We start from the raw sequence: 23,341 nt of genomic DNA, 5'->3' as shown, positions 1-23,341 counted from the left end.
GCGCCCCGTCAGATCAGTGCTGCGTCGAGGTCTTCAGAGCACCAGCCGGAACCTGGCGAAGCCCTCGGCGCCGTCGCCGGCCTCCTCGATCCTGGCGCCCTTGATCGCGGACGCATATTGCCGGCCCTTCGGCCCGCTCTCGAAGATCGCCGTCGTGCCGGCCATCGGCGCGAACGACCAGTTGCCGTCGGCCGACGGGTTGATCTCGCCCTGATCGACGATGTAGCGCACGATCACGTCGCGATTGGTGTCGGGGGCGACGAAGACCACCTTGTCGGCCGCGATCTCCGGGAACTTGCCGCCGCCGCCGGCGCGGTAGTTGTTGGTGGCGACGACGAATTTCTGCGTCGGATCGATCGGCTTGCCGTCGAACATCAGGTTGACGATCCGGTTCGCGTCCGGGTTCACCGCCTTGCCCTCCTTGTCGAACTTCGCCGGCTGGGCGAGGTCGATCTTATAGGTCACGCCGTCGATCACGTCGAAATTGTAGGACGGGAAGTCCGGATTGATCAGCGGCTGGTCCTTCTCGCCGGGCTTCAGCTGGTTGAACATGCCGGCCGACATTTCCAGCCAGTTCTTGACCTGCGCGCCGGTGATCACCACGGCCTGGACGGTGTTTGGATAGAGGTAGAGGTCGGCGACATTCTTGATGGCGATGTCGCCGGCCGCGACGTCGGTGTAATAGTCCGCACCGCCGCGTCCGCCGGCCTTGAAGGGGGCGGCGGCCGACAGGACCGGCAGGTCCTTGTGCGGCCCGTCCTTCAGCATGTCCCTGATGTACCAGGTCTGCGCATTGGAGACGATCTGCACGGAGGGATCGTCGGCGACGAGGGCGAAGTAGGAATAGAGCGGCGCCGAGGTCTTGCCGACCGGGGTGCGGACATAGTCGAGCGTTGCCGCATGTTCGTCGGCGACCGAGGCGACGACCTCGGCCTTGTCGGCGACGTCGGCGACGATCTTGCGGTTCTCGTCGCGGTGGTAGATCGGCCGGGCTTCGCAGGTGAAGTCGACGATCTTCCAGCCATTGCCTTCCTTTTCGATCAGCAGGTCGATCAGGCCCATATGCGAGCCCCAGAAGCCGGCCATCACCGCCGGCTTGCCGAGCAGCGTGCCCTTGGCCGCATCCACGCCCTGGATGTCGACGAAATCCTTCGGGCCGGGAAAGACGAGATGCTGGTGGCCGGTGAAGATCGCATCGATGCCGTCCACGCCGGCGAGGTAGAGCGAGGCGTTCTCCATGCGATCCGTCTGGCCCTTGCCGTCGATGCCGGAGTGGGAAAGGGCGATGACGATGTCGGCACCTTCCTCCTTCATCGCCGGCACCCAGGCGCGGGCCGCCTCGACGATGTCGCGCGTCTGGCCCTTGCCCTCGAGGTTCTTAGCGTCCCACAGCATGATCTGCGGCGGCACGAAGCCGATGAAGCCGACCTTGATCGGGTTCTCGCCGCCGGCGCCGTCCTTGATCATCTTCTCGACGATGACATAGGGCTTGAAGTGCAGCTCGTCCTGCCTGGGGTCGCCGGCGAGCTGGCCCTTGGTCAGGTTGGCGCAGACGATCGGGAAATTCGCCCCGCCCAGCGTGTTGAACATGAAGTCGAGGCCGTAGTTGAACTCGTGATTGCCGACGGTTCCGCAGTCATAGCCGAGCACGTTCATCGCCTTGATCACCGGATGCAGGTCGCCGGCCTTCATGCCCTTCTTGTAGGCCATGTAGTCGCCCATCGGATTGCCCTGCAGAAGATCGCCATTGTCGACCAGCATGGAATTGCCGGCCTCGGCGCGGATCTGGTCGATGATCGAGGCCGTGCGGGCGATGCCCATCGTGTCGTTCGGCTTGTCGGCGTAATAGTCGTAGGGCATCACGTTGACGTGGATATCGGTCGTTTCCATCAAGCGGAGATGCGCCTGGGTGGCGTTGCCATTGGCGCGCACGGCGAAGGGATGAAGTGTGATCAGCGCCGTCGTGGCGGCGAAACCGCCGAGAAAGGCGCGGCGGGACATGGGGTGGAGATCGATCAGGGACGACATGGGGGGCTCCTCGGGAAAACGGTCTCGACGCCGAGACTAGGTCCGTTTGTCCAGGAGTGCATCCATAAAATGACAGGGGTGTGTCGGGCACCCCGTCGGCGCGCCGGGCTGTCCGCCGCGCGTCGGCGACCGGCAGGGCAGATGGTGACCGGCCCTAGCGGGTCAGCACCGGCCGCACTTCCTTGTGGTAGTTGCGAAAATAGGCGGACATCTGCGCCAGGGTATTGCTGTTCTGCTTGATCTGCACGCCGAGATAGCCGCTGCGTGACCAGCGCACCGTGCCCTCGATCAGGCCGATGTCGTCGGTCTGAATCAGCACGTTGCTGCCGGTCGAGGCATGCAGGCGGCCTTTGAGCTCGATGGCGATGCCGGTGCGCGAGACATTGAGGATGCGCCCTTCCGCCTCCTGGTTGAGATGGCGGATCTTGCCGTAGAGACGGCAGCGGCTGCGTTGGGCCTTGCGTACTTCGAGCGCCACTTTGGACTGCATCTTACCCCTCCATGCGTGCGATATGGCTCAGCATGGCGCAAAAGCTTTGCCGCCGGTTCAACCGGAATGCTCAAATGCCAACGATCCGGCCCCTTTTTACGCGGCCGCGCCGTCCCCGGGGCGCGGTCGTCGCGCTACAGGCCGACATCCGAGCGGTCGATGACCTCGCGCAGGGCGAAGCTCGAATTGATCTTCACCACGTGGGGCAGGGCCGACAGCCAGTCGCGGTGTATGCGTTCGTAGTCTCCGAGATCCTTGGCGGCGATGCGCAGGATGTAGTCGTATTCGCCGGACATTAGATAGCAGACCAGAACGTTGGGACACTTCTTCACCGCCGTTTCGAACTCCGACAGCGTCTTGGCGAACTGGCCCGAGAGCGAGATGTGGACGATGGCGACCATCTTGTAGTCGAGCGCTTTCGGCGACAGGCGTGCATGATAGCCGCTGATGACGCCTGATCGCTCGAGCAGGTCGTGCCGCCGGGAGCAGGCCGACGGGCTCAAGCCCACCTTCTGGGCAAGCTCCGCATTGGTGATGCGGCCGTTCTGCTGGAGTGCCTTGAGGATGGCAAGATCGATGGTGTCCAGGTCAGCCATTCGTGGAACCTTCGAATTTGGCAGCAATTACGCAATATTCAGCGAAAAATTGCGTAACGCAAGATGAATTTGCAAGGACATTCACGCGGCTCAGATGCTTGTATTTGCGCCTTGACGCAATGATCGGCGGGAAGCCGGCACGAGAGGAACGACGATGCGCGTAGGATGCCCCAAGGAAATCAAGAATCATGAATATCGCGTCGGCCTGACGCCCGGCGCGGTGCGCGAATATGTGGCGCATGGCCACGACGTGTTGATCGAAACCGGCGCCGGCGCCGGCATTGGCGCCGATGACGGCGCCTACGTCGCCGCCGGCGCCAGGATCGCCGCCACGGCCAAGGACGTGTTCGAGAAGTCGGACATGATCGTCAAGGTAAAGGAACCGCAGCCGAGCGAATGGGTGCAGCTGCGCGAAGGCCAGATCCTCTATACCTATCTGCATCTCGCACCCGATCCGGACCAGACCAAGGGACTGGTCGACAGCGGCGTGACCGCCGTCGCCTACGAGACCGTGACCGACGAGCGCGGCGGCCTGCCGTTGCTGGCGCCGATGTCGGAAGTCGCCGGCCGGCTTGCCATCCAGGCGGGCGCGACCGCGCTGCAGAAGGCCCATGGCGGCTCGGGCATCCTGCTCGGCGGCGTTCCCGGCGTCCTGCCGGCCAGGGTCGCCGTCATCGGCGGCGGCGTGGTCGGCCTGCATGCCGCCCGCATGGCCGTCGGCCTCGGCGCTGACGTGACGATCATCGACCGCTCGCTGCCGCGCCTGCGCCAGCTCGACGACCTGTTCGCCGGCCGCGTGCACACGGTCTACTCGACGATCGACGCGCTGGAGCGCGAAGTCTTCGCCGCCGACCTCGTCATCGGCGCCGTGCTGATCCCGGGTGCGGCCGCGCCGAAGCTGGTGACGCGCGAGATGCTGTCCGGCATGAAGGAAGGCTCCGTCATCGTCGACGTGGCGATCGACCAGGGCGGCTGCTTCGAGACCTCGCATGCCACGACCCATTCCGATCCGACCTATGTCGTCGACGGTGTCGTCCACTACTGCGTCGCCAACATGCCGGGCGCGGTTCCGGTCACCTCGGCGCATGCGCTGAACAATGCGACGCTGGTCCACGGTCTGGCGCTGGCCGACCGCGGCCTGCGCGCCATCGCCGAAGACCGCCACCTGCGCAACGGCCTCAACGTCCATCGCGGCCGCATCACCAACAGGCCGGTCGCCGAAGCGCTGGGCTACGAGATGCATGCGCCGGAGATCGTGCTCAACGTCGCCTGATCGGCGACGGGAGGTTCGACCGTCCTGCCGTTGCGTCAGGTCCGTCGGCAATGCACAGACACGGTCGAAGGGCCGGCCTTTCCGAAAGGCCGGCCCCTTCTTTATGGCGGTCGCCGTCAGGCCCGGTCGATCCGGCACTGATAGCAGTTGTTGCGCGCCGAGCGCACATGCACATAGGCGATCTCGGGTTTCTCCAGCAGTTCGCGGGCCCGGTCCTCGACCTGCTCCCTGAGGGTGACGGCGCCGGTGCCGTAGACGATCCGGTCGTCATGGCCATAGCCGCGCAGGATGAAGTCCGGGCTCTCCGTCAGCACCGGCGGCAGGACCTCGCTGGACTCGTAGCGGGCGCAGGGCTCGGCATGCAGGAAGATCGGCCCGGTCTCGGCATAGGGCTGAAGCGCGGGGAAGGGGCGGTAGGCAAGCGTCAGATAGGCTTCGCCGTCGCCGATGAAACCGAGGCAATGGCGGCAGGGATAGCCGCCGCCCTGCGTGAGGCGGCGTTCGGGGGCGAGCCCGTAGGCATCCGGCGCACCGGCCCGCAGGGCTTCGGCATCGGCAGTGGGAACGGCGGTGAAGGCGATGGTCGTCATGTCGGTTTCTCCTGTGTGATGCCAGACCATCGGACGAAGACGCGTCGCCCGCCACCCGATTCCGGCCATGGCGCGCGCCGATCCACCCAGAATTGGCCTTGTTCCGGCAAAAGCCGATCGGTTAGATTCGTCCCGCCTTTTGCGGCGGCATCTGACCTGGGGGTACGGTATGAGGGTGATTTTGAAGCGCGCGATCGCGATCGGGCTGGCCGCCGTTTCGGCAGGCCTCGTCGCGGTCTCTCCGGCGGACGCGGCGCAGGAAAGCAAGCCGACGCCCGAGCAGATCGAGGAGGCGCGCACCTTCGTCGTCAACAACGCGATCTTCACGCTGTTCCACGAGGCGGGGCACATGCTGATCGCCGAATTCGGCCTGCCCGTGCTCGGGCGCGAGGAGGATGCGGTGGATGCGCTGTCGTCGATCCTGCTGCTCGAAGGCGACAGCGAGGAACTCGACGTGGCGATCCAGGATGCGGCTGATGCCTGGTTTCTCTCCGACGAGGCCAAGGATCGCGACCTGACCGACACGGACTTCCTCGACACCCACGCTCTCGACCGCCAGCGCGCCTATCAGATCGTCTGCATGATGACAGGCGCCGATCCAGAGTTCTTCAAGCAATTCGCGGACTCGATCGATTTTCCTCAAGAAAGACGCGAGGAGTGTGCCTTCGAATACGAGCGCACGAAGGCCAGCTGGTTCGGCCTGCTGGAACCCCATTATGTCGGCGATGGACCGGGCTCCAACATGACCGTCACTTACGAGCCGACCGGCGACGAGAACATGGACTTCTTCGCCGACGTGCTGAAGGAGGCAGGCGTCCTGGAAAGCATCGCGCAGTCGGTCGGCGCCAAGTACAAGTTCGACGACGGCATCAAACTGACGGCGAAGAGCTGCGGCGTGCCGAACGCCTTCTGGGATCCGCAGGCACGCGAGATCACCTATTGCTATGAGCTGGCGGTGGAGCACATCGTCCTGATCGACGGCTACTTCAAGCGCGAGCAGACCGCCGAGAACTGAGGCAATCGAAGTGGCGGCAACGGGTGCCGCCCTTTGTGTGCGCGGGAAAGCCCCGGCGGCGTCATGCGCCGGCCGGGTTCAATGCGTCGGTGTCAGAGGGATGCGCCGTCGCGGCGGATCATCTGCAGCAGTTCCGATTCGCTGATCGGGTCGACGATTGCCTCAAACGTCTCGACCGGCGAAAAGCCGAACTGCTGGTAGAGCTGCAGGGCGCGCGGATGGTCGAGCGTATTGGTCATCACGGTGACCTTCTGCGGATTGAGCTGCCAGGCGGTGTAGAGCGCCTGAAGCAGGAACCACTTGCCGATGCCAAGCCCGAGCGCGTGTTCGAACAGGCCGAAATAGGACAGCTCGACGATGTCGTCGCTTTCCTGGGACAGTTCGAAGAAACCGGCCGGGGCACCGTTCACGTAGAGGACGGAAATCGTCACCTTCGGGCTGTGGACGATCGCCTTCAGCTCGCCGTCGGTCATGCGGATGCGCTGGTACCAGTGCCAGCGCGCGCCGACCTGGCGATGCAGGAAGCGGTAGAAGGGCAGCGGGATCTCGTGCGTGCGCATGATGGCGGTCTGGATGTTGACCGGCACGGCAAGGCTGGTCTTCGGCGGCGCGGTCATTTCGAGCCGCGTGACATGGGCCGTCAGCGGGCCGTGCGCAGTGGTCGGCACGGGCTCGGCCGGACCGGTCGCCACCGGCGTGTCGTCGCGGCCGCCCCATTCCGACCAGGAGCCGTCATAGAGCGAGTTGTCGGTATGGCCGAGCGATTCCAGCGCCAGCGTGACCACGGCGGCGGTCACGCCGGAGCCGCAGCTGGTGACGACCGGCTGCGTGAGGTCGATGCCGGCATTGGTGAAAATCGAGCGAAGGGTCGGCAGGTCGTTGAGATGGCCGTTTTCCGACAGCGAAGAAGCGGGCACGCTGCGGGCGCCGGGGATATGGCCGGAGCGCATGCCCTCACGCGGCTCGGGCTCCTCGCCGGTGAAGCGGCCGGCCGGCCGCGCATCGGCGATCTGGCGCACGCCCTTGTCGGCGATATCGCGCATTTCGGCGAAGGAGGTCACGCGGCTGCGGTCGAAATCGAAGTCGAAGGTGACCGGCGCCGGTTCCGGCAGGTCGGTCTGTAGCGGACGGCCCTCGGCCTTCCACGCGTCGATGCCGCCGTCGAGCACATAGACATTGCGGGCGCCCATGACGCGCAGCATCCACCAGGCGCGCGGCGCCGAAAAGAAGCCGGGGCCGTCATAGACGACGATCGTGTCGGTCACGGAAATGCCGAGCAGGCCCATTTCCTCGGCGAATTTGGCCGGAGAGAGCAACGAATGGGGAAGCCCGGTGGTCTGATCGGCGATCGCGTCCTGATCGAAGAAGACGGCACCCGGAATGTGGCCGGCGGCGTATTCGACGGCACCGTTGCGGTTCTGCGCGGGCAGGTACCAGGATGCGTCGACGATCTTGAACTCCGGTGCGCCGAGCTGTTTCTCCACCCAGTCGGCGGACACGACGAAACGGCTTCTCTCCGCAGGCATGCGCTTCTCCCAATACTCTGTCAGGCTGAGGCCTCCGGGGTGCCGAAACGAATGCGGAACCGACGGTTCTCCTTGCCTTTTTTCTCGATTCTGGCGATGTGAATCGCCCCGACCTCCTGGGTCTCGGAGACATGTGTGCCGCCGCAGGGCTGGCTGTCAACGCTCGAATTCTCGCCGATGCACACCAGGCTGACGCGCCCCATGCCGATCGGCGGGCGGACATTCTTCGATTTGACGATGCCCGGATTGGCGGCCAGCTCCTCGTCGGTGATCCACTGGACGAAGATCGGATGGTTCTCGCCGACGAGCCGCATGAGATCGGCCGTCACCTGGTCCTTGTCGATGGTCTCGGCCATGTCGAAGTCGACGCGGCTCTCGTCCTCGCCGACGGCGGCGCCGGTAATCGGGTAGGGGCAGACGACCGACAGCAGGTGGCACGCGGTGTGCATGCGCATCAGCTTGTAGCGCCGCGGCCAGTCGACATGCAGCACCAGCGTCTCACCGACCGAAGGGGTCGGCTGCCCTTCGGCGGGCTGGTGCAGGATGATGTCCTTGCTCTCGCCGTGGCGGGTGAGCGCGATCTCGATCCTCGAGCCGTCGGCCCGCTCCAGCAGCCCGAGATCGCCGGGCTGTCCGCCGGACATGGCGTAGAAGCAGGTCTGGTCGAGCTCGATCGCTCCGTCGTCGTGGATCCGGGTGACCGTGCCCTCCGCAGTGGCGAGGTAGAAATCGTCGCGGTAGAGGGCAGTGGTCAGCATGAATCTCACTCGGTCGGTTCGAAGGGCACCGCGTAGTCGGACTTCTTCTCGATCCAGGCCGGTATCGGCAGCTGCTTGGAGCGCAGGAAGTCCGGATTGAAAAGCTTGGACTGGTAGCGGTTGCCATAGTCGCAAAGCACGGTGACGATGGTATGCCCCGGTCCGAGGTCGCGCGCAAGGCGGATGGCGCCGGCGATGTTGATGCCGGACGAGCCGCCGAGGCACAGGCCCTCGTTCTCCACCAGGTCGAACACGATGTCGAGCGCTTCGGCATCGGGGATCTGGTAGGCGTAATCGGGCGTGAAGCCTTCGAGATTGGCGGTGATGCGGCCCTGGCCGATGCCCTCGGTGATCGAGGAGCCGGACGATTTCAGTTCGCCGTTCTTGTAGTATTCATAGAGTGCAGCCCCCTCCGGATCGGCGATGCCGATCTTGACCTCGGGTTTCAGCCGGCGAAGACCCATGCCGGTGCCGGCCAGCGTGCCGCCGGAGCCCACCGCGCAGATGAAGCCGTCGACCTCGCCGCCGGTCTGGTCGTAGATCTCGCGGGCGGTGGTGGCGATATGGGCGTCGCGGTTGACGGTATTGTCGAACTGGTTGGCCCAGATCGCGCCGTTCGGTTCGCTCTTGGCCAGTTCCGCGGCAAGCCGCCCGGACAGCTTCACATAGTTGTTCGGGTTCTTGTAGGGAACGGCCGGAACCTCGACCAGCTCGGCGCCGAGCAGCCTCAGCGCATCCTTCTTTTCCTGGCTCTGCGTCTCCGGGATGACGATCACGGTCCGATAGCCGAGCGCCTTGGCGACGAGCGTCAGGCCGATGCCGGTATTGCCCGCCGTTCCCTCGACGATCACGCCGCCGGGCCGCAGCAGGCCGCGCCGCTCGGCGTCGCGGATGATGAACAGCGCCGCGCGGTCCTTGACCGACTGGCCGGGGTTGAGGAACTCCGCCTTGCCGAGGATGGTGCAGCCGGTCGCCTGGGATGCGCCCTTCAGCCGGATGAGCGGCGTGTTGCCGATCGCCTCGAGAACGGATGGATGGAATGTCATCGGATCTGCCTTCTCTTTGCCAGAAGATTAAGCGGCGACTTTTCCGGGCACAAGCGGCCATTGGCAAGGAAACGGTTTTCAACCTTTCGACGGCTGGGGGAAAACCATGCCAGACGTCAGCCGACTCTCCCGGCGTGGCCGGCCTGCAGGGACGGTGATCGGCGCCCGGCCGGCAAGGACGATGCGGCACCGGTGGTGGTTCAGGCCGCGTCGTCCGGCCGCGGCAGCGCCTGGTAGGCCGCCATGGCCCGGTTGCGGGCGAGCTTGTGGTCGACGATCGGCAGCGGATAGTTGCCGCCGAGCGTCACGCCGGCTTGGGCGAGAACCATGGGCGGGGCCTCGAACGGCCGGTGGATGAAGCTGTTCGGCATGTCCTTGAGCTCGGGCACGAAGGTGCGGACATAGTCGCCGTTGACGTCGAATTTCTCGCCCTGGCTGACCGGATTGAAGATGCGGAAGAAGGGCGCGGCATCCGCGCCCGATCCCGCCACCCATTGCCAGCTCGCCGCATTGGAAGCCGGGTCGGCATCGACCAGCGTGTCGCGGAACCAGCGCTCGCCCTCCCGCCAGTCGATCATCAGGTTCTTGATCAGGAAGGAGGCGACGACCATGCGCACCCGGTTGTGCATCGTGCCGTGGCGCCAGAGCTGGCGCATGCCGGCATCGACGATCGGATAGCCGGTCTGCCCGCGCTTCCAGCGCTCCAGCAAGTCCGGTGCTTCCTGCCAGGGAAAGGCGTCGAAGCGCGCGTTCCAGTTCTTCGTGCCGAGCTCAGGGAAATGGAACAGCAGGTGATAGGAGAACTCGCGCCAGGCGAGCTCCTTGCGGAAATGGACGACGTCCTCCGCGGGGACCCGGTCGGTGAGCCCGCGCGTCGCGTGCCAGACTGTGGCAGGCGAAATTTCTCCGAGCGCCAGATGGGGGGAGAGCATGGAGGTGTTGGGCAGGGCCGGGAAGTCGCGGCGGGACTTGTAGCCGGCAATGCCCTGCGCAATGAAGCGCGCGAGCTTTTCGCGCGCCCCTGCCTCGCCCGGCGTCCAGATGTCGGAGAACTCGGCCGCCCAGTCCGGTTTTGCGGGCGTCAGGCGCCAGGCCTCGAGCCTGTCGCTCTGCGGCCAGCGGTCCGGCGCGGCAAGCTGCTGCGGGGCGGGTAAGGGCTCCGGCGGTTCGCCGGAGGCCTCGAGAGCCCGCCAGAAGGGCGTATAGACCTTGTAAGGCCCGCCGGCGCCGGTCTTCAGCCTTGTCGGTTCGTGCAGCAGCTGGCCGGCGAAGCTGCGCACCATGATGCCGCTGCGGATCAGGTCCTCCTTGAGCGCGGAGTCGACGGCGATGCCCGGCGGATCGTAACGACGGTTCCAGAACACCCGGTCAGCCTCGGTTTCGGCGATCAGCGCGCCAAGGACGGCGTCGGCCGGTCCGCGCCGAAGGATCAATCGGCTGCCGATCTGCTCTAGCGACAGGTTGAGCGCTTGCAGGGAATGGTGCAGCCACCAGGCCTGCGCGGCGCCGAGCGGACCATCGGCCGCTTCCGACGGCTCCAGGATATAGACGGGGATGACGGGCCTGCCGCATTCGGCGGCGCAGGCCAGCGCCGCATTGTCTTCAAGCCGCAGATCCTTGCGGAACCACAAGATGATGGGCGCGCTCTTGGAATTCGTCATCATAGTTCACCATGCCGCATGCGTCTTGGAAGGCCTTACGCTGGAAAGCCTCGTCAGGATCACGTTGCAGGTCGACAAAGTGCATAAATCAGCCGGCGATGGAGGGAAGGCGCCGCCGCTCCGGGCCGGCCGCGCCCGATCAGAATATCGCCGCGCGAGAAAAGTCTTAACGAAATATCGCAATATTCCGCCGTCCTTCACCCTCGGGAAACCTGACCGGCGCTAGACTTGGCCGAATGTGCAGGGCGGCAGGAATACACGGGAGGCGTATATCGTAATCCCCAACATATCCGACGAGGTCATGCGGATTGCGCTGAGGGAACTCGAGCAGGCTTCGTACCATCACGAGCAATGGGCCGAAAATCTGCACGGGACCCTTGTCTGCCGAGCCGTGCCGGACGAGAAGGATCTCGGCCCCGACGCGCACTGCCAGTGCCACTTTGGCCAATGGTATTCCCATACCGGATCGATCGCCCTCAGGAATCATCCCGGTTTCCAGGAGATCGGCATCGAGCACGAGCGCATGCACAGATATGCGGCGCACCTGCTTCGCGCTTCAAGGGACGGCGGCGTGGTGGCGCGTGCGGACTACGAACGATTTGTCGGGGCGCTGAAGCGCATGAACCTCGAAATGGCGAACGTCAGGGAAGAACTGCAGAGGGCGCTGTTCAATCTCGATCCGCTGACGGGGGTGCCGAGCCGTATCGGCATGCTGACCGCCCTGCGCGAGCAGCAGGAATACGTCCGGCAGAACCATTGCTGCGTCGTCGCCATGCTGGACCTCGACCACTTCAAGTCGATCAACGACAATTACGGCCACATGGTCGGCGACACGGTCCTGGTCGAGGTCGCGCGCTGGCTGATGGGACACCTGCGGCCGTATGACAAGATATACCGGTACGGCGGCGAGGAATTTCTGATCTGCCTGCCCGGAACCGACATGGTCACCGGCAATGACATCCTCAACCGGTTCATCGAGGGGATCGCCGGCCTGCCGTTCGCGGTGGAAGGCAAGGACGGCCTTCGCGTCACGGCCTCGGTCGGCCTGGCGGACCTTGGCGCGCACCTGCCCGTCGAGCGTTCGATCGAACACGCCGACCGGGCGCTGTACCTCGCCAAGGGGCAGGGACGAAACCGTGTCGTCCTCTGGGATGTGGCGATGGACGAGTTGCCGTCCGAGCGGAAATCGACCTAGGCGCGGCCGCGCCTGGCCTGATCTCGGATCATGCGCATGGGGTGCGCCAGCGGTGCGGGCGACCCGGACTGTCCACAGGGAAGTTTGGAAGTTTGGAAGGCCGCCGGCCGATTCCGGCGTCAGGAGGCGGCTGCGATCTTCGGCGACGATCTGGTCTCGCCCTTGATCATCTGCATGATCTCTGCGGCGCTTTCCCGGACATAAAGACGGTGCAGCTTTTCGGCCACCGGTGCCGTGGTCAGAAGGCAGGTGTACTTTTCCCGCTCGTACCAGCGGAAATCGACGACATTGTCCATGTTCACGAAGAAAGGGAAACCGTCCCCGTCATGAAGCTGGAGCCACATATGTATTTTCTCCCGATGCGATCAATATTCGGGTTTGATAGCAGGCAAAAATGAAGAGCGGGTTTCGCGACCGGGCCAGAGCGGAGGGGAGGGGCGCCAGAAACGAAAAGGCCCGCGCTCGTTCAGCGCAGGCCTTTGAATGAGATGGCTCCCCTGTCCGAAGCCAACGAGAAAGAAAACGCCCCGCCGAACGATCGGTCGGCAGGGCGCCATGGGCCGGCTGGGGCTTTGGGGGCTAGGGTGGCCGGCGCGGGTAGTGTCGCAGGTTGTCGCGCATTTTCTTATCCCAAGAAATTGGGGTTTCCTGAAAAGATTGTTCTCTCAGCCAAACTGTCCAAAATTCAGCACGCGCGCCGTTTCGATCAGGCGCGCGTTTTCTGCGGCAATCTCAACGAGTTATCGGCGGGTGCGTCAGCGACGTCGGCTGATTATCTCGTCCTCAGTGACCTTGACGCGGCCGTTCTCGCCGCCGTGAAGAAAATCACCGGACAGCCGGCGCCTTGGATATTGCCGACCATAAGCAATGCCTATCATGTGGCGACTCAGTTGGTTCGCCAGTTTCACCGGGCCGCAAAGGCGCACGACGTGGCGGAAGCCGATGGCGACGATCGCGCCGAGCGCGTCCAGTCTGCCCGCATCGAGGCACTGCGCGAAGAGGTGTCATTTCACCCAGTGGGCTCGCCGGAGGCTGCACTCTACTTCGCACAGCGATTGCGCGGCGACATCGACCAAATGGGCGACGACGAATCCGACTACGAAACGGAACAGCGGCTTGATCGCATGGAGAGGCTGGCCGTTGGATTGGTTCAGTATCTGGAGCGCACCAGCGGAATCGACCGTGCGGAATTCCGGCTGAACTGGTACGCGGCAGGGAATACGACGCGCGGGCTTTCGGGGCGCTGGCGCCGGTCTTCGCAGCATGAAGGCGGGGGCGGTCCGCGACGTGAACGTCATCGCCGCTACAGTCGGCGCTGACGGTTGGACGCTGGTCAGGGAGTGTCGCCACCTGTTGATCGAATTCCGCTTCGGCGACCGTGCGGTCCGCCAGGTGATGGCCAATACCGCATCCGACCGGAGAGCTCGGGCGAATGTTGAGCCTGAGCTCCGAAAGGCGTTCCGGTCGTGAAATTCGGCTTGGCCGAATCGCCCTGCCGGCCCCCCTTCGGTCGTAACCCATTGCCGCAGCGCCGGAAGGACGTCAGAACGCTTGCAGGGCAGGGCGGTGTAGGGCTGCCAAATGTGGGGACAGAAAAGCCCACCCTCGGATTTCTCAACGAAGGCGGGCTTTTACTGAAAAAATGGCTCCCCGGGCCGGATTCGAACCGGCGACCTGTCGATTAACAGTCGAATGCTCTACCGCTGAGCTACCAGGGAACAGCCGCTTGCGGCGGTGTGAGCGGGGTAATACAAATGCCCGGTCGATTTGCCAAGCGATTTTTCAAAAAAAATGTGACACGCTTGTTTTATCCTGTGGGGATCCCATCTTCTGGCGGATCGAAAAGCGAGCCGGAGGCCCGGATTCGCAAGGGATTTGCATGACGACGCCCAAACGCAAACACTATATCGACGCCAAGCGCGGACGCATCGTGCTCGGCCGCTTCGAACTGCCGTTTCCCCGCAGCAAGCTCGGACGCGTGGCCACCGGCTCCGCGCTGGTCGGCGGCGGTCTGCTCGGATTCCTGCCGGTTCTGGGATTCTGGATGGTGCCCCTCGGCCTTTTCGTCCTCTCCCACGATCTGGCTCCGGTGCGAAGGCGCCGTCGCCGCATGGCGATCTGGTGGCGCAAGCGCTACCCCACGGTCAACCGCGCCGGCAAGCACTGAGCCGGGCATCGGCGACGCGCCTCGGCGAGCTCTTGGGATGCGCCATCCGCAAAAATTCGAGGGCGAAGGCGGCAAGCCCCTTGCGCTCCTTCTCGATCCGTTCTAAACGCCGCCCACCACTCGCTTTTTAAGCATACGGACGGCCTCGTGGCGGAGTGGTTACGCAGAGGACTGCAAATCCTTGCACCCCGGTTCGATTCCGGGCGAGGCCTCCACTCTTTCCCCTTCCGACAAGATATTCTGTCCGGGTTCAGCGGCCAAAACCGGACCGATCGCCCTTCGCGGCGACATAGGCACAAATTTGGCCGATCCGGCCCGTTGCACGCGCCGGGCGCTCCGCTAAAGCGGCTCCATCATCACACTGGAGGAGCCCATCCATGCGCCGTTTCGCTTCTTTCGCCCTGATCGCCGCCGCCGTTCTTGCCCCTGTCGCGGCCAGCGCCGAAAACCTCACGTTCAAGCTTGAGAACAAGACGTCCTCCATGATCGTCAAGTTCTACGCGACGCCGGTCGGCGGCAATGGCAAGCGCGTCGAGCTTTTGAACAAGAGGGGCCTGTGGGCCGGCAAGTCGCGCAGCCTCATCCTTGCCGACGACGGCGATGCCTGCGTCTACACCACCCGGGCGGTGTTCGAGGACAACAGCTTCTACGATGTGACCAACAAGGTCGATTTCTGCGAGTCGGACGTCTACACCATCGAGGAATGACGCCTAGCGCGAAACGGGCCGGCCTATCCGCCCGACCTTCGTCGTGGCGATATTCTGTTCCCATCGCCACGACTCTTCTTGAAAGCCGTCCTGCGGCCAATTAAGACAGCTGACACAAACCGGCCGGAAGTGGGACGACTGACATGATGGATTTTGCCGCAGCACGCATCAAGATGGTGGACAACCAGATTCGCACGACCGACGTCACGTCGCATTCGGTGCTGAATGCATTCCTCTCGGTGCCGCGCGAGGCTTTCGTCCCGGAAAACCGGCGTCCGCTCGCCTATATCGACGAGGACATGCAGATCGCGGAAGCCGCGAACGGCCAGCCGGCGCGCTACATCATGGAACCGTCGCCGCTCGCCAAGCTGATGCAGCTCGGCGCCATCACCAAGGACGACCTGGTTCTGGAAATCGGCTGCGGCGCCGGCTATACGGCCGCTATCTTGTCACAGATCTCCGGTTCGGTGGTCGCCGTCGAATGCGACGAATCGCTGGCCGCCAAGGCGACCGCGACGCTTGCCGACCTCGGCTACGACAATGTCGCCGTCGTCACCGGCGAGCTGGAGAAGGGTTATGCGGCCGAAGCGCCTTACGACCTGATCTTCATCAACGGTGCCGTCGAGGAAATCCCGCAGGCCCTGCTCGACCAGCTGCGCGAAGGCGGCCGCCTGGTCGCCGTCGTCGGCTACGGCAATGCGGCCCGCGCCCGCGTCTACATCCGCCACGCTGGCAACACCTCGTTCACGGAGTTCTTCAATGCGGCGCTGAAGCCGCTGCCGGGCTTCCGAAAGGCGGCCGAGTTCGTATTCTGAGCGATCGGGCCAGCGGCATATTTTCCGGGGTGGCAAAGTATCCGGAATTGATTTAATCAATTGCTAATGAAAATGTTGCCGTTGGGCAACGGCGCGGTGGTTTCGCGGTCGCGGACCGGCCTTGCCATTGCAGCCGAAGCCGCACCGGGTCATCTAGTGTCATGAATCGTTAACGCATCCGCACATGCGTTGTTCCGAGGGCTTCATGCGCAGATGAGCGGCCTCAGCTAGATGTGGAGTGACTCGTGTCGATCATTCGGAAAACCGCTCTCGCAGCCGCAGTCGCGCCCATGCTCATCATGTTGTCCGGCCAGGTATCGGCCGAGACACTGTCCGGCGCCATGGCCAAGGCCTACGAGAACAATCCGGATCTCAACGCGGTGCGAGCTGCGCTGCGCGCCACCGACGAGAACGTCACCATCGCCAAGGCGGGTATGAGGCCGCAGATTTTCGGCTCCGCTTCGGCCAGCACCATCGGCGTCAGCGACATCACCTCGCCGCCCGCCCCGGATTTCGGCTATAATACCCAAAGTGTCGGCATTTCGATCACCCAGCAGATCTTCGATGGCTTCCAGACGCTGAACAATGTTCGCGCCGCCGAGGCCGGTGTCTATGCCAGCCGCGAAAGCCTGCGTGCCCAGGAAATCTCCATCCTGCTCGCCGCCGCCCAGGCCTATGCCGACGTGGCACGCGACCAGCAGATCGTGGTGATCCGCAAGCAGAACCTGGCCTTCCTCCAGGAACAGCTGAACGCCGCCAATGCCCGCCTGGAAGTGGGCGAGGGGACCCGCACCGATGTCAGCCAGGCCGAGGCCCAGCTCGCCGGTTCGCAGGCGCTGCTCGCCGCCGCGATCGCGCAGCTGAAGCAGAGCGAGGCGACCTATGTGCAGGTGGTCGGCGAGGCGCCGAAGGGGATCAAGCAGCCGGCGCCCGCGAACAAGGCCCTTCCGCCGAGCGTCGATGCGGCGGTTGCCATCGGCATCCGCGAGCATCCCTTCGTGCTGGCCTCGCTGCACGCCGTCGACGCTGCCGGCTATCAGGTGAAGTCCGCCGAGGGCACGCTTTTGCCGGGCGTCGTCATCCAGGGCAATGTCGCGCGCAACTGGACCAACGAGCCGCCGTCCTTTTCGAACTCGGACGCGACCTCCGCCACCATCTCGGCCCAGCTGAAGATTCCGATCTATCAGGGCGGGGCCGAATACGGCAACATCCGCAAGGCCAAGGAAACGCTCGGCGAACAGCGCATCAAGGTGGATTCCGCCCGTGCCAGCGTGCAGCAGCAGGTAACCTCCGCCTATGCGCAGATGGAAGCGGCCATCTCGGCCATTTCAGCTGCCCGCAAGCAGCTCTCCGCCGCCAATCTGGCGCTGCAGGGCGTGATCGAGGAGCGCAATGTCGGCCAGAAGACCACGCTCGACGTGCTCAACGCCCAGCAGACCGTGCTGGACGCCAAGGAGAGCCTTGTCAGCTACCAGCGCAATTCGGTCGTGGCGAGCTACAGTGTTCTCGCCGCCTCCGGCCGGCTGACCATCCAGAGCCAGGGTCTGGACGTGGCGGAATACCGCTCCGAGGACCATTACGAGGCGGTCAAGGACGCCTGGTTCGGCCTGCGCACGGTGGATGGCCGGTAATTGTCCGACCGTCCAACAAAGCTGTGTACCAGTCGGAATTAGTTGGTCCGGCGTGATTTTTTTCAACGAGCGAGTATCCTAAGGTGATTCGAAATCGGTCCGGCTTTTCGCCGCAGGCCGCTTATCGGGGATCAACGGGGATGAATATGGCCCAGCCAAGTGTAGCGCGTGAACCGTCCATGGAAGAGATCCTGGCCTCGATCCGCCGGATCATCGAAAGCAATGACCCGGGCGGCAGCCAATCGGTTTCCTCCACGCTTCCTCCGGTCTACGGCGACGACGAGGACGAGATCGACACCGACATCCGCCTGACCATCGACGAAGAGGACACGTATGCGGCCGCCGAAATGGTGGCGGCGAACGACAGCGGTCCCGCGAATGCCGCCGCAGCCATTGCCGCTTCGGTGGCCGCCGATCCGGAAAAGTCCCGCAACATCTCGCTTGCCGATCTCGCCGCACGGGTTCGCTCGGCGTCCGAGCGGGTCGAGCGCCCGGTTCTTTCGGCGGTCGCTGCCGCCGAGGTCTCTGCGCCGGCGCCGCGCGCCGAAAGCCCGATGATGACCAGCCGCATGGCGGAGTTGCGCGCCGCGATGCCGCGCCAGGCCGAACCGCGGGCCGAGATGCCGATCCTGCAGCAGCCCGAAGCCGCGGTCGACGACGAGGAATTCGAAGCCGCCGCCATGGCGGATGTCGAGGCCGCGACCTCGTTTGCGCAGCAGGCCCCTGCCGCTCCCGAACCCATCTCCGCCACTGAGCCGGCCCGCGCAGAGGCCGGCCAGGACCTCAAGGCGCTCGTCTCTGCCGCGACGATCGAGCAGGTGTCGCGCTCGTTCGGAGAACTGGCCGCCGCCATCGACGGCCAGCAGCGTCGCTCGCTCGACGAGATGGCCGAGGACATGCTCCGGCCGATGCTGCAGGAATGGCTGGACGACAACCTGCCGACGCTGGTCGAACGCCTCGTGCGGGAAGAAATCGAACGGGTGGCGCGCGGTCCGCGCCGCTGATTTCAGGCACATCCCGGCACATGGGCCGCTCCGTCGCCGGGGCGGCTTTTTTATTGACTCACAATCGGCCATCCTATTTACCAAGCTGCAACAAGAACCCCGAAGTGTGGTCCAAAATGCTCGAAAAGACCTACGATTCCGCCGCCGTCGAACCGAAAATCGCCAAGGCCTGGGAAGAGGCGGACGCGTTTCGCGCCGGCGCCAACGCTCAGCCCGGCGAGGACACGTTCACCATCGTCATCCCGCCGCCGAACGTCACCGGTTCGCTGCACATGGGCCATGCGCTCAACAATACGCTGCAGGACATCATGATCCGCTTCGAGCGGATGCGCGGCAAGGACGTGCTGTGGCAGCCGGGCATGGACCATGCCGGCATCGCCACCCAGATGGTGGTCGAGCGCAAGCTGATGGAAAGCCAGCAGCACCGGCGCGAGATGGGACGCGAGGCCTTCATCGAGAAGGTCTGGGAATGGAAGGACGAATCCGGTGGCCTGATCTTCAACCAGCTGAAGCGCCTCGGCGCCTCCTGCGACTGGTCGCGCGAGCGCTTCACCATGGACGAGGGCCTGTCCGAAGCCGTTCTCGAAGTCTTCGTCTCGCTCTACAAGGATGGCCTGATCTACAAGGACAAGCGGCTCGTCAACTGGGACCCGAAGCTCCTGACGGCGATCTCCGATCTGGAGGTCGAGCAGGTCGAGGTCAACGGCAATCTCTGGCATCTGCGCTATCCGCTGGAAGAGGGCGTGACCTATCAGCATCCGGTCGCTTTTGACGAAGAGGGCAAGCCGACCGAATACGAGACGCGCGATTATCTGGTCGTCGCCACCACGCGTCCCGAAACCATGCTCGGCGACACCGGCATTGCCGTGCATCCCGACGACGAGCGCTACAAGGCGATCGTCGGCAAGCATGTCATCCTGCCGATCGTCGGCCGCAAGATCCCGATCGTCGCCGACGAGTATCCGGACCCGACCGCGGGCACCGGTGCCGTCAAGATGACGCCGGCCCACGACTTCAACGACTTCGAGGTCGGCAAGCGGGCAGGGCTGCGCGCCATCAACGTGCTGACCGTCGAAGGCCGGATCGCCATCGTCGGCGACGAGGATTTCCTCGAAGGCCTGTCGCCCAACCGCGAACAGGAAATGGTCTGGAGCGAACTCGAGGGCATGGACCGCTTCGCCGCCCGCAAGAAGATCGTCGAGATTCTCGAGGCCGAAGGCCTGGTCGAGAAGATCGAACCGCACAAGCACATGGTGCCGCATGGCGACCGTGGAGGCGTACCGATCGAGCCGCGGCTGACCGAGCAGTGGTATGTCGACGCCAAGACGCTGGCGAAGCCCGCGATCGAGAGCGTCCGTGCCGGCCGCACCAAGTTCGTGCCGAAGAACTGGGAAAAGACCTATTTCGAATGGATGGAGAACATCCAGCCCTGGTGCGTATCCCGCCAGCTGTGGTGGGGACACCAGATTCCCGCCTGGTACGGCCCGGACGGACAGGTCTTCGTCGAGAAGACCGAGGAAGAGGCGCTCGACGCCGCCGTCCAGCATTATCTGGCGCATGAAGGCCCGTGGAAGGCCTGGGTCCAGGAAAAGCTCGAGAACTTCGCGCCCGGCGAGATCCTCACCCGTGACGAGGACGTGCTCGACACCTGGTTCTCCTCGGCGCTGTGGCCCTTCTCCACGCTCGGCTGGCCGGGCGACGCGCCCGAACTGGCGAAATACTATCCGACCGACGTCCTGGTCACAGGTTTCGACATCATCTTCTTCTGGGTCGCGCGGATGATGATGATGGGCCTGCACTTCATGAAGGACGACGCCGGCAATCCGGTCGAACCGTTCCACACCGTCTATGTCCATGCGCTGGTCCGCGACAAGAACGGCCAGAAGATGTCGAAGTCGAAGGGCAACGTCATCGACCCGCTGGAACTGATCGACGAATACGGTGCCGACGCGCTGCGTTTCACACTGGCCATCATGGCGGCGCAGGGCCGCGACGTGAAGCTCGATCCGGCCCGCATCGCCGGCTACCGCAATTTCGGCACCAAGCTGTGGAACGCCACGCGCTTCGCCGAGATGAACGGGGTCAAGAGCGATCCGCACTTCCTGCCGGAAACGACCACACTCGCCATCAACCGCTGGATCCTGACGGAACTGGCGCGTACCGAGCGCGACGTGACGGAAGCGATCGCCGGTTTCCGCTTCAACGAGGCTGCCGGCAGCCTCTACCGTTTCGTCTGGAACAGCTTCTGCGACTGGTATCTCGAACTGCTGAAGCCGGTCTTTGCCGGCGAGGACGAAGCCGCCAAGACCGAAGCCCAGGCCTGCGCCGCCTATGTGCTGGACGAGACCTACAAGCTGCTGCATCCGTTCATGCCGTTCATGACGGAAGAACTGTGGGCGCATACGGCAGGCGAAGGCAAGACGCGCGACACGCTGCTGTGCCATGCGGCCTGGCCGGCGCCCGACTTTGCCGACGAACTGGCGGCGGCGGACATCAACTGGCTGGTCGATCTCGTGTCGGGCATCCGCTCGGTGCGCTCCGAGATGAACGTGCCGCCGGGGGCCGTCGCGCCGCTGGTCGTCGTCGGCGCCAACAGCGTCACGCGCGATCGGCTCGCCCACCACGAGGCGTCGATCAAGCGCCTGGCCCGCGTCGAGAGCATTGCGCTTGCCGACGAGGCGCCGAAGGGGGCCGCGCAGATCGTTGTTGGCGAGGCGACCGCCTGCCTGCCGCTCGGCGCGCTGATCGACCTTTCGGCGGAGAAGGCGCGCCTTGAAAAGGCGATCGCCAAGGTCGAGCAGGAAATGGGCCGCATCGCCGGCAAGCTCGCCAACGAGAAGTTCGTCGCCAACGCCAATCCCGAGGTCGTTGCCGCCGAGCGCGAGCGTTACCAGGAACTGGAACAGCAGAAGGCGAGCCTGGATACCGCGCTGAAGCGGGTCGTCGAGGCCGGCTGACGCCAATGCGGTGGCGGCCCCGGAGGTCGCCACCGCCTTCACCTGCCGTGGCGCGGGTGATTCCCGGCGCAAATCGCCGATTCCCTGCTATCTAGGACTGTATTCGATCCGCGCTCGGCAGGCCCTTCGGGGCCTTTTTTTGCGCTTCCGGGGCATCAATTTCACCTATGTCGGACATTGTGACGTTGCACACACAAATTGATATTTGTGGCATTCCTGCAACGACGAATGCGGGAAATAGTAAATTGTTCTATTGCGCGGTGGTGTCGGCGCGAAAATCCGGAAAAATAATCCGGAAAATGGCGCATCTTACGTGCGCGTAAGAGTGTTTACGTAAAAATTGAGACACATCCCCGTGATTGGGGGTGGCGTCGCAAGATTGTCATTCCGTGCGACGCAGTTACACTACAATTCAGTTTTTGCCAGTAATTGGGGAGAGAGATGGCAATGTATCTCAAAAAGGCGGCTATTTTGTGTTTGCTCGGCGTCAGCGCGCTGGCCACGTCTGCGCATGCGGGCGGCTTCAATCGAGGCGAGGCCGACACTGACATTCTTTATGAGGATGGTGACTACGTGATGCGGGGCGGCATGGTCTACGTCTCGCCGCGGCGCGAGTTTGCGACGATCAACGGCGCCGACGCCACCGACGATCACTACTCGCAGGCCTACTGGATTCCCAGCATCGCAGCGAAGTTCAAGGCAAGCGACAACTTCGCCTGCGCCTTCACCTATACCCAGCCCTTCGGTGCGGATGCCGACTACGGCGCCCAGGCCCAGATGGCGAGCTTGATGGCAGGCGGTTCCGGCGCGAGCCACAAGGACTTCATCACCAACGAATACGGTGCGACCTGCGACGTGAGCATGCAGGCTGGCAAGGGCCGCGTCCACCTGCTCGGTGGCGTGTTCCTGCAGGACTTCGAATACACCGCGAACGCCTATGCCGGCGACCTGCATCTGCAGGACCATTCGGCTTACGGCTATCGCTTCGGGATCGGCTACGACATCCCGGAATATGCCATGCGCGCCCAGCTGATGTACCGCTCTGCCGTCGAGCACGACGCCGACGACGGTTCGTTCGACTGGGATCCGGCCGTGGCCCCCTTCGGCCTTCAGGACGCCTTCGGCAATGGCACGCTGCCGCAGTCCGTCAAGCTGTCGCTGCAGACCGGCGTCGCGCCGGGCTGGATGGTCTACGGTTCGGTCAAGTGGACCGACTGGAGCGTCATGGACTCGCTGAACTACAGCATCGGCAATCCGATGGCCCCGGGCGGCTATCTGCCGCAGGAAGACATCTACAACTGGAAGGACGGCTGGACGATCAATGCGGGCGTGGCGCACGCATTCAACGAGAAGATTGCAGGTACGGTCAACGTCATGTGGGATAGCGGTGTCGGTACGGGCGCTGACATCTACTCCGACACCTGGACCTTCGGCGCTGGCGTTTCGGTCAAGGCCGGCCCGGGCGAACTGCGCTTCGGCGGTGCCGTCAGCTACCTGACCGAAGGCAGCCAGTCGACCGCAGACGACGCCGTCTACAACGCAACGGCTGATGGCGACTGGGCCTATGCCGTTTCGGCGAACTACCGCATCACCTTCTAAGATCGACCGATCGAAGAGACCTGACGAGGGAGCCCGGCATGCCGGGCTCTTTTCGTTTGGGGTGAGGGCTGCTCGCGAGAATGTGACGGATTTGCAACAGAAATTGAATCCTCGCTGGCACCGCGCCCAGCGGCCAATTTTGTCCATTTCCCGCCACAAACGAAGCGCAGCGATCATTGCATGAAACGTAGGGTGTCGTTTCGAGTAGGCGTGGCGTGAGTGGGCATGGGGCAGGTCGTCGGGAATTATCTCCAGAAATCAACCGCAGCGGGCGTGCCCGCAG

20 protein-coding genes and 2 tRNA genes are annotated in these 23,341 nt (G+C 64.1%); 12 read left to right on the top strand and 10 right to left on the bottom strand.

What is annotated here, in order from left to right:
• Positions 1-33: 33 nt before the first annotated feature.
• The 3 genes from AC07Y0_RS09835 to AC07Y0_RS09825 form a co-directional block, all read right to left on the bottom strand.
• Positions 34-2,028, bottom strand: coding sequence for a bifunctional 2',3'-cyclic-nucleotide 2'-phosphodiesterase/3'-nucleotidase (locus AC07Y0_RS09835; protein ID WP_498676794.1), 1,995 nt, complete (start codon positions 2,026-2,028; stop codon positions 34-36).
• A 154-nt stretch (positions 2,029-2,182) separates the two neighbouring features.
• Entirely contained in the window at positions 2,183-2,518 is a 336-nt protein-coding gene (locus AC07Y0_RS09830) for a PilZ domain-containing protein (RefSeq protein WP_498676793.1), read from the bottom strand.
• A gap of 134 nt (positions 2,519-2,652) precedes the next feature.
• Positions 2,653-3,114 carry an Lrp/AsnC family transcriptional regulator gene (locus tag AC07Y0_RS09825; RefSeq protein ID WP_498676791.1) on the bottom strand — a complete coding sequence of 154 codons (462 nt, stop codon included), beginning with the start codon at positions 3,112-3,114 and terminating at the stop codon, positions 2,653-2,655.
• A gap of 154 nt (positions 3,115-3,268) precedes the next feature.
• Between AC07Y0_RS09825 and ald the strand changes: the two genes are divergently transcribed.
• A complete protein-coding gene (ald, locus tag AC07Y0_RS09820; RefSeq protein ID WP_498676789.1) occupies positions 3,269-4,387 on the top strand; it encodes an alanine dehydrogenase in 1,119 nt (372 codons plus the stop codon).
• 116 nt (positions 4,388-4,503) lie between these two features.
• On the opposite strand, the gene AC07Y0_RS09815 is transcribed toward ald, so the two are convergent.
• On the bottom strand, positions 4,504-4,977 hold the full coding sequence (locus tag AC07Y0_RS09815; protein WP_498676787.1) for a DUF1203 domain-containing protein: 474 nt from the start codon (positions 4,975-4,977) through the stop codon (positions 4,504-4,506).
• 169 nt (positions 4,978-5,146) lie between these two features.
• Between AC07Y0_RS09815 and AC07Y0_RS09810 the strand changes: the two genes are divergently transcribed.
• Entirely contained in the window at positions 5,147-5,992 is an 846-nt protein-coding gene (locus AC07Y0_RS09810; protein ID WP_498676785.1) for a DUF4344 domain-containing metallopeptidase, read from the top strand.
• Between the two features lie 92 nt (positions 5,993-6,084).
• Here AC07Y0_RS09810 and sseA read toward each other — a convergent pair whose 3' ends face one another.
• The 4 genes from sseA to AC07Y0_RS09790 all read right to left on the bottom strand — a co-directional run bounded on the left by sseA (position 6,085) and on the right by AC07Y0_RS09790 (position 10,983).
• A complete protein-coding gene (gene sseA, locus AC07Y0_RS09805; RefSeq protein ID WP_498676784.1) occupies positions 6,085-7,518 on the bottom strand; it encodes a 3-mercaptopyruvate sulfurtransferase in 1,434 nt (477 codons plus the stop codon).
• A gap of 20 nt (positions 7,519-7,538) precedes the next feature.
• Entirely contained in the window at positions 7,539-8,276 is a 738-nt protein-coding gene (locus AC07Y0_RS09800) for an alanyl-tRNA editing protein (RefSeq protein WP_498676782.1), read from the bottom strand.
• A gap of 5 nt (positions 8,277-8,281) precedes the next feature.
• Positions 8,282-9,322, bottom strand: coding sequence for a cysteine synthase A (locus AC07Y0_RS09795; RefSeq protein ID WP_498676780.1), 1,041 nt, complete (start codon positions 9,320-9,322; stop codon positions 8,282-8,284).
• 200 nt (positions 9,323-9,522) lie between these two features.
• Positions 9,523-10,983, bottom strand: coding sequence for a cryptochrome/photolyase family protein (locus AC07Y0_RS09790; protein WP_498676779.1), 1,461 nt, complete (start codon positions 10,981-10,983; stop codon positions 9,523-9,525).
• A 301-nt stretch (positions 10,984-11,284) separates the two neighbouring features.
• Between AC07Y0_RS09790 and AC07Y0_RS09785 the strand changes: the two genes are divergently transcribed.
• Positions 11,285-12,178 carry a diguanylate cyclase gene (locus tag AC07Y0_RS09785; protein WP_498676778.1) on the top strand — a complete coding sequence of 298 codons (894 nt, stop codon included), beginning with the start codon at positions 11,285-11,287 and terminating at the stop codon, positions 12,176-12,178.
• Positions 12,179-12,297: 119 nt separating this feature from the next.
• On the opposite strand, the gene AC07Y0_RS09780 is transcribed toward AC07Y0_RS09785, so the two are convergent.
• Positions 12,298-12,522 carry a hypothetical protein gene (locus tag AC07Y0_RS09780; RefSeq protein ID WP_498676777.1) on the bottom strand — a complete coding sequence of 75 codons (225 nt, stop codon included), beginning with the start codon at positions 12,520-12,522 and terminating at the stop codon, positions 12,298-12,300.
• A gap of 144 nt (positions 12,523-12,666) precedes the next feature.
• Here AC07Y0_RS09780 and AC07Y0_RS09775 point away from each other — a divergent pair, with 144 nt between their 5' ends.
• On the top strand, positions 12,667-13,497 hold the full coding sequence (locus AC07Y0_RS09775) for a hypothetical protein (RefSeq protein WP_498676775.1): 831 nt from the start codon (positions 12,667-12,669) through the stop codon (positions 13,495-13,497).
• Positions 13,498-13,821: 324 nt separating this feature from the next.
• On the opposite strand, the gene AC07Y0_RS09770 is transcribed toward AC07Y0_RS09775, so the two are convergent.
• Positions 13,822-13,896 (bottom strand) — tRNA-Asn (locus tag AC07Y0_RS09770).
• Positions 13,897-14,057: 161 nt separating this feature from the next.
• Between AC07Y0_RS09770 and AC07Y0_RS09765 the strand changes: the two genes are divergently transcribed.
• The 8 genes from AC07Y0_RS09765 to AC07Y0_RS09730 all read left to right on the top strand — a co-directional run bounded on the left by AC07Y0_RS09765 (position 14,058) and on the right by AC07Y0_RS09730 (position 23,058).
• Entirely contained in the window at positions 14,058-14,345 is a 288-nt protein-coding gene (locus AC07Y0_RS09765; RefSeq protein WP_498676773.1) for a hypothetical protein, read from the top strand.
• A 141-nt stretch (positions 14,346-14,486) separates the two neighbouring features.
• Positions 14,487-14,560: transfer RNA gene (locus AC07Y0_RS09760), tRNA-Cys, on the top strand.
• 162 nt (positions 14,561-14,722) lie between these two features.
• Entirely contained in the window at positions 14,723-15,052 is a 330-nt protein-coding gene (locus tag AC07Y0_RS09755; protein WP_498676772.1) for a hypothetical protein, read from the top strand.
• 143 nt (positions 15,053-15,195) lie between these two features.
• The gene (locus tag AC07Y0_RS09750; RefSeq protein WP_498676769.1) at positions 15,196-15,867 is read left to right on the top strand and encodes a protein-L-isoaspartate O-methyltransferase family protein; all 672 of its coding nucleotides are present in this window, start codon (positions 15,196-15,198) and stop codon (positions 15,865-15,867) included.
• Positions 15,868-16,112: 245 nt separating this feature from the next.
• A complete protein-coding gene (locus AC07Y0_RS09745; RefSeq protein WP_498676766.1) occupies positions 16,113-17,498 on the top strand; it encodes a TolC family outer membrane protein in 1,386 nt (461 codons plus the stop codon).
• A 146-nt stretch (positions 17,499-17,644) separates the two neighbouring features.
• The gene (locus tag AC07Y0_RS09740) at positions 17,645-18,502 is read left to right on the top strand and encodes a PopZ family protein (protein WP_498676763.1); all 858 of its coding nucleotides are present in this window, start codon (positions 17,645-17,647) and stop codon (positions 18,500-18,502) included.
• Positions 18,503-18,618: 116 nt separating this feature from the next.
• The gene (locus tag AC07Y0_RS09735; RefSeq protein ID WP_498676760.1) at positions 18,619-21,459 is read left to right on the top strand and encodes a valine--tRNA ligase; all 2,841 of its coding nucleotides are present in this window, start codon (positions 18,619-18,621) and stop codon (positions 21,457-21,459) included.
• A 447-nt stretch (positions 21,460-21,906) separates the two neighbouring features.
• Entirely contained in the window at positions 21,907-23,058 is a 1,152-nt protein-coding gene (locus AC07Y0_RS09730) for an OmpP1/FadL family transporter (RefSeq protein ID WP_498676758.1), read from the top strand.
• Positions 23,059-23,341: the final 283 nt, after the last annotated feature.

Source organism: Allorhizobium sp. GW101-3B10, assembly GCF_059424725.1.
The sequence above is the reverse complement of the archived record's forward strand: the minus strand, read 5'-3'. Positions and strand labels throughout refer to the sequence as shown.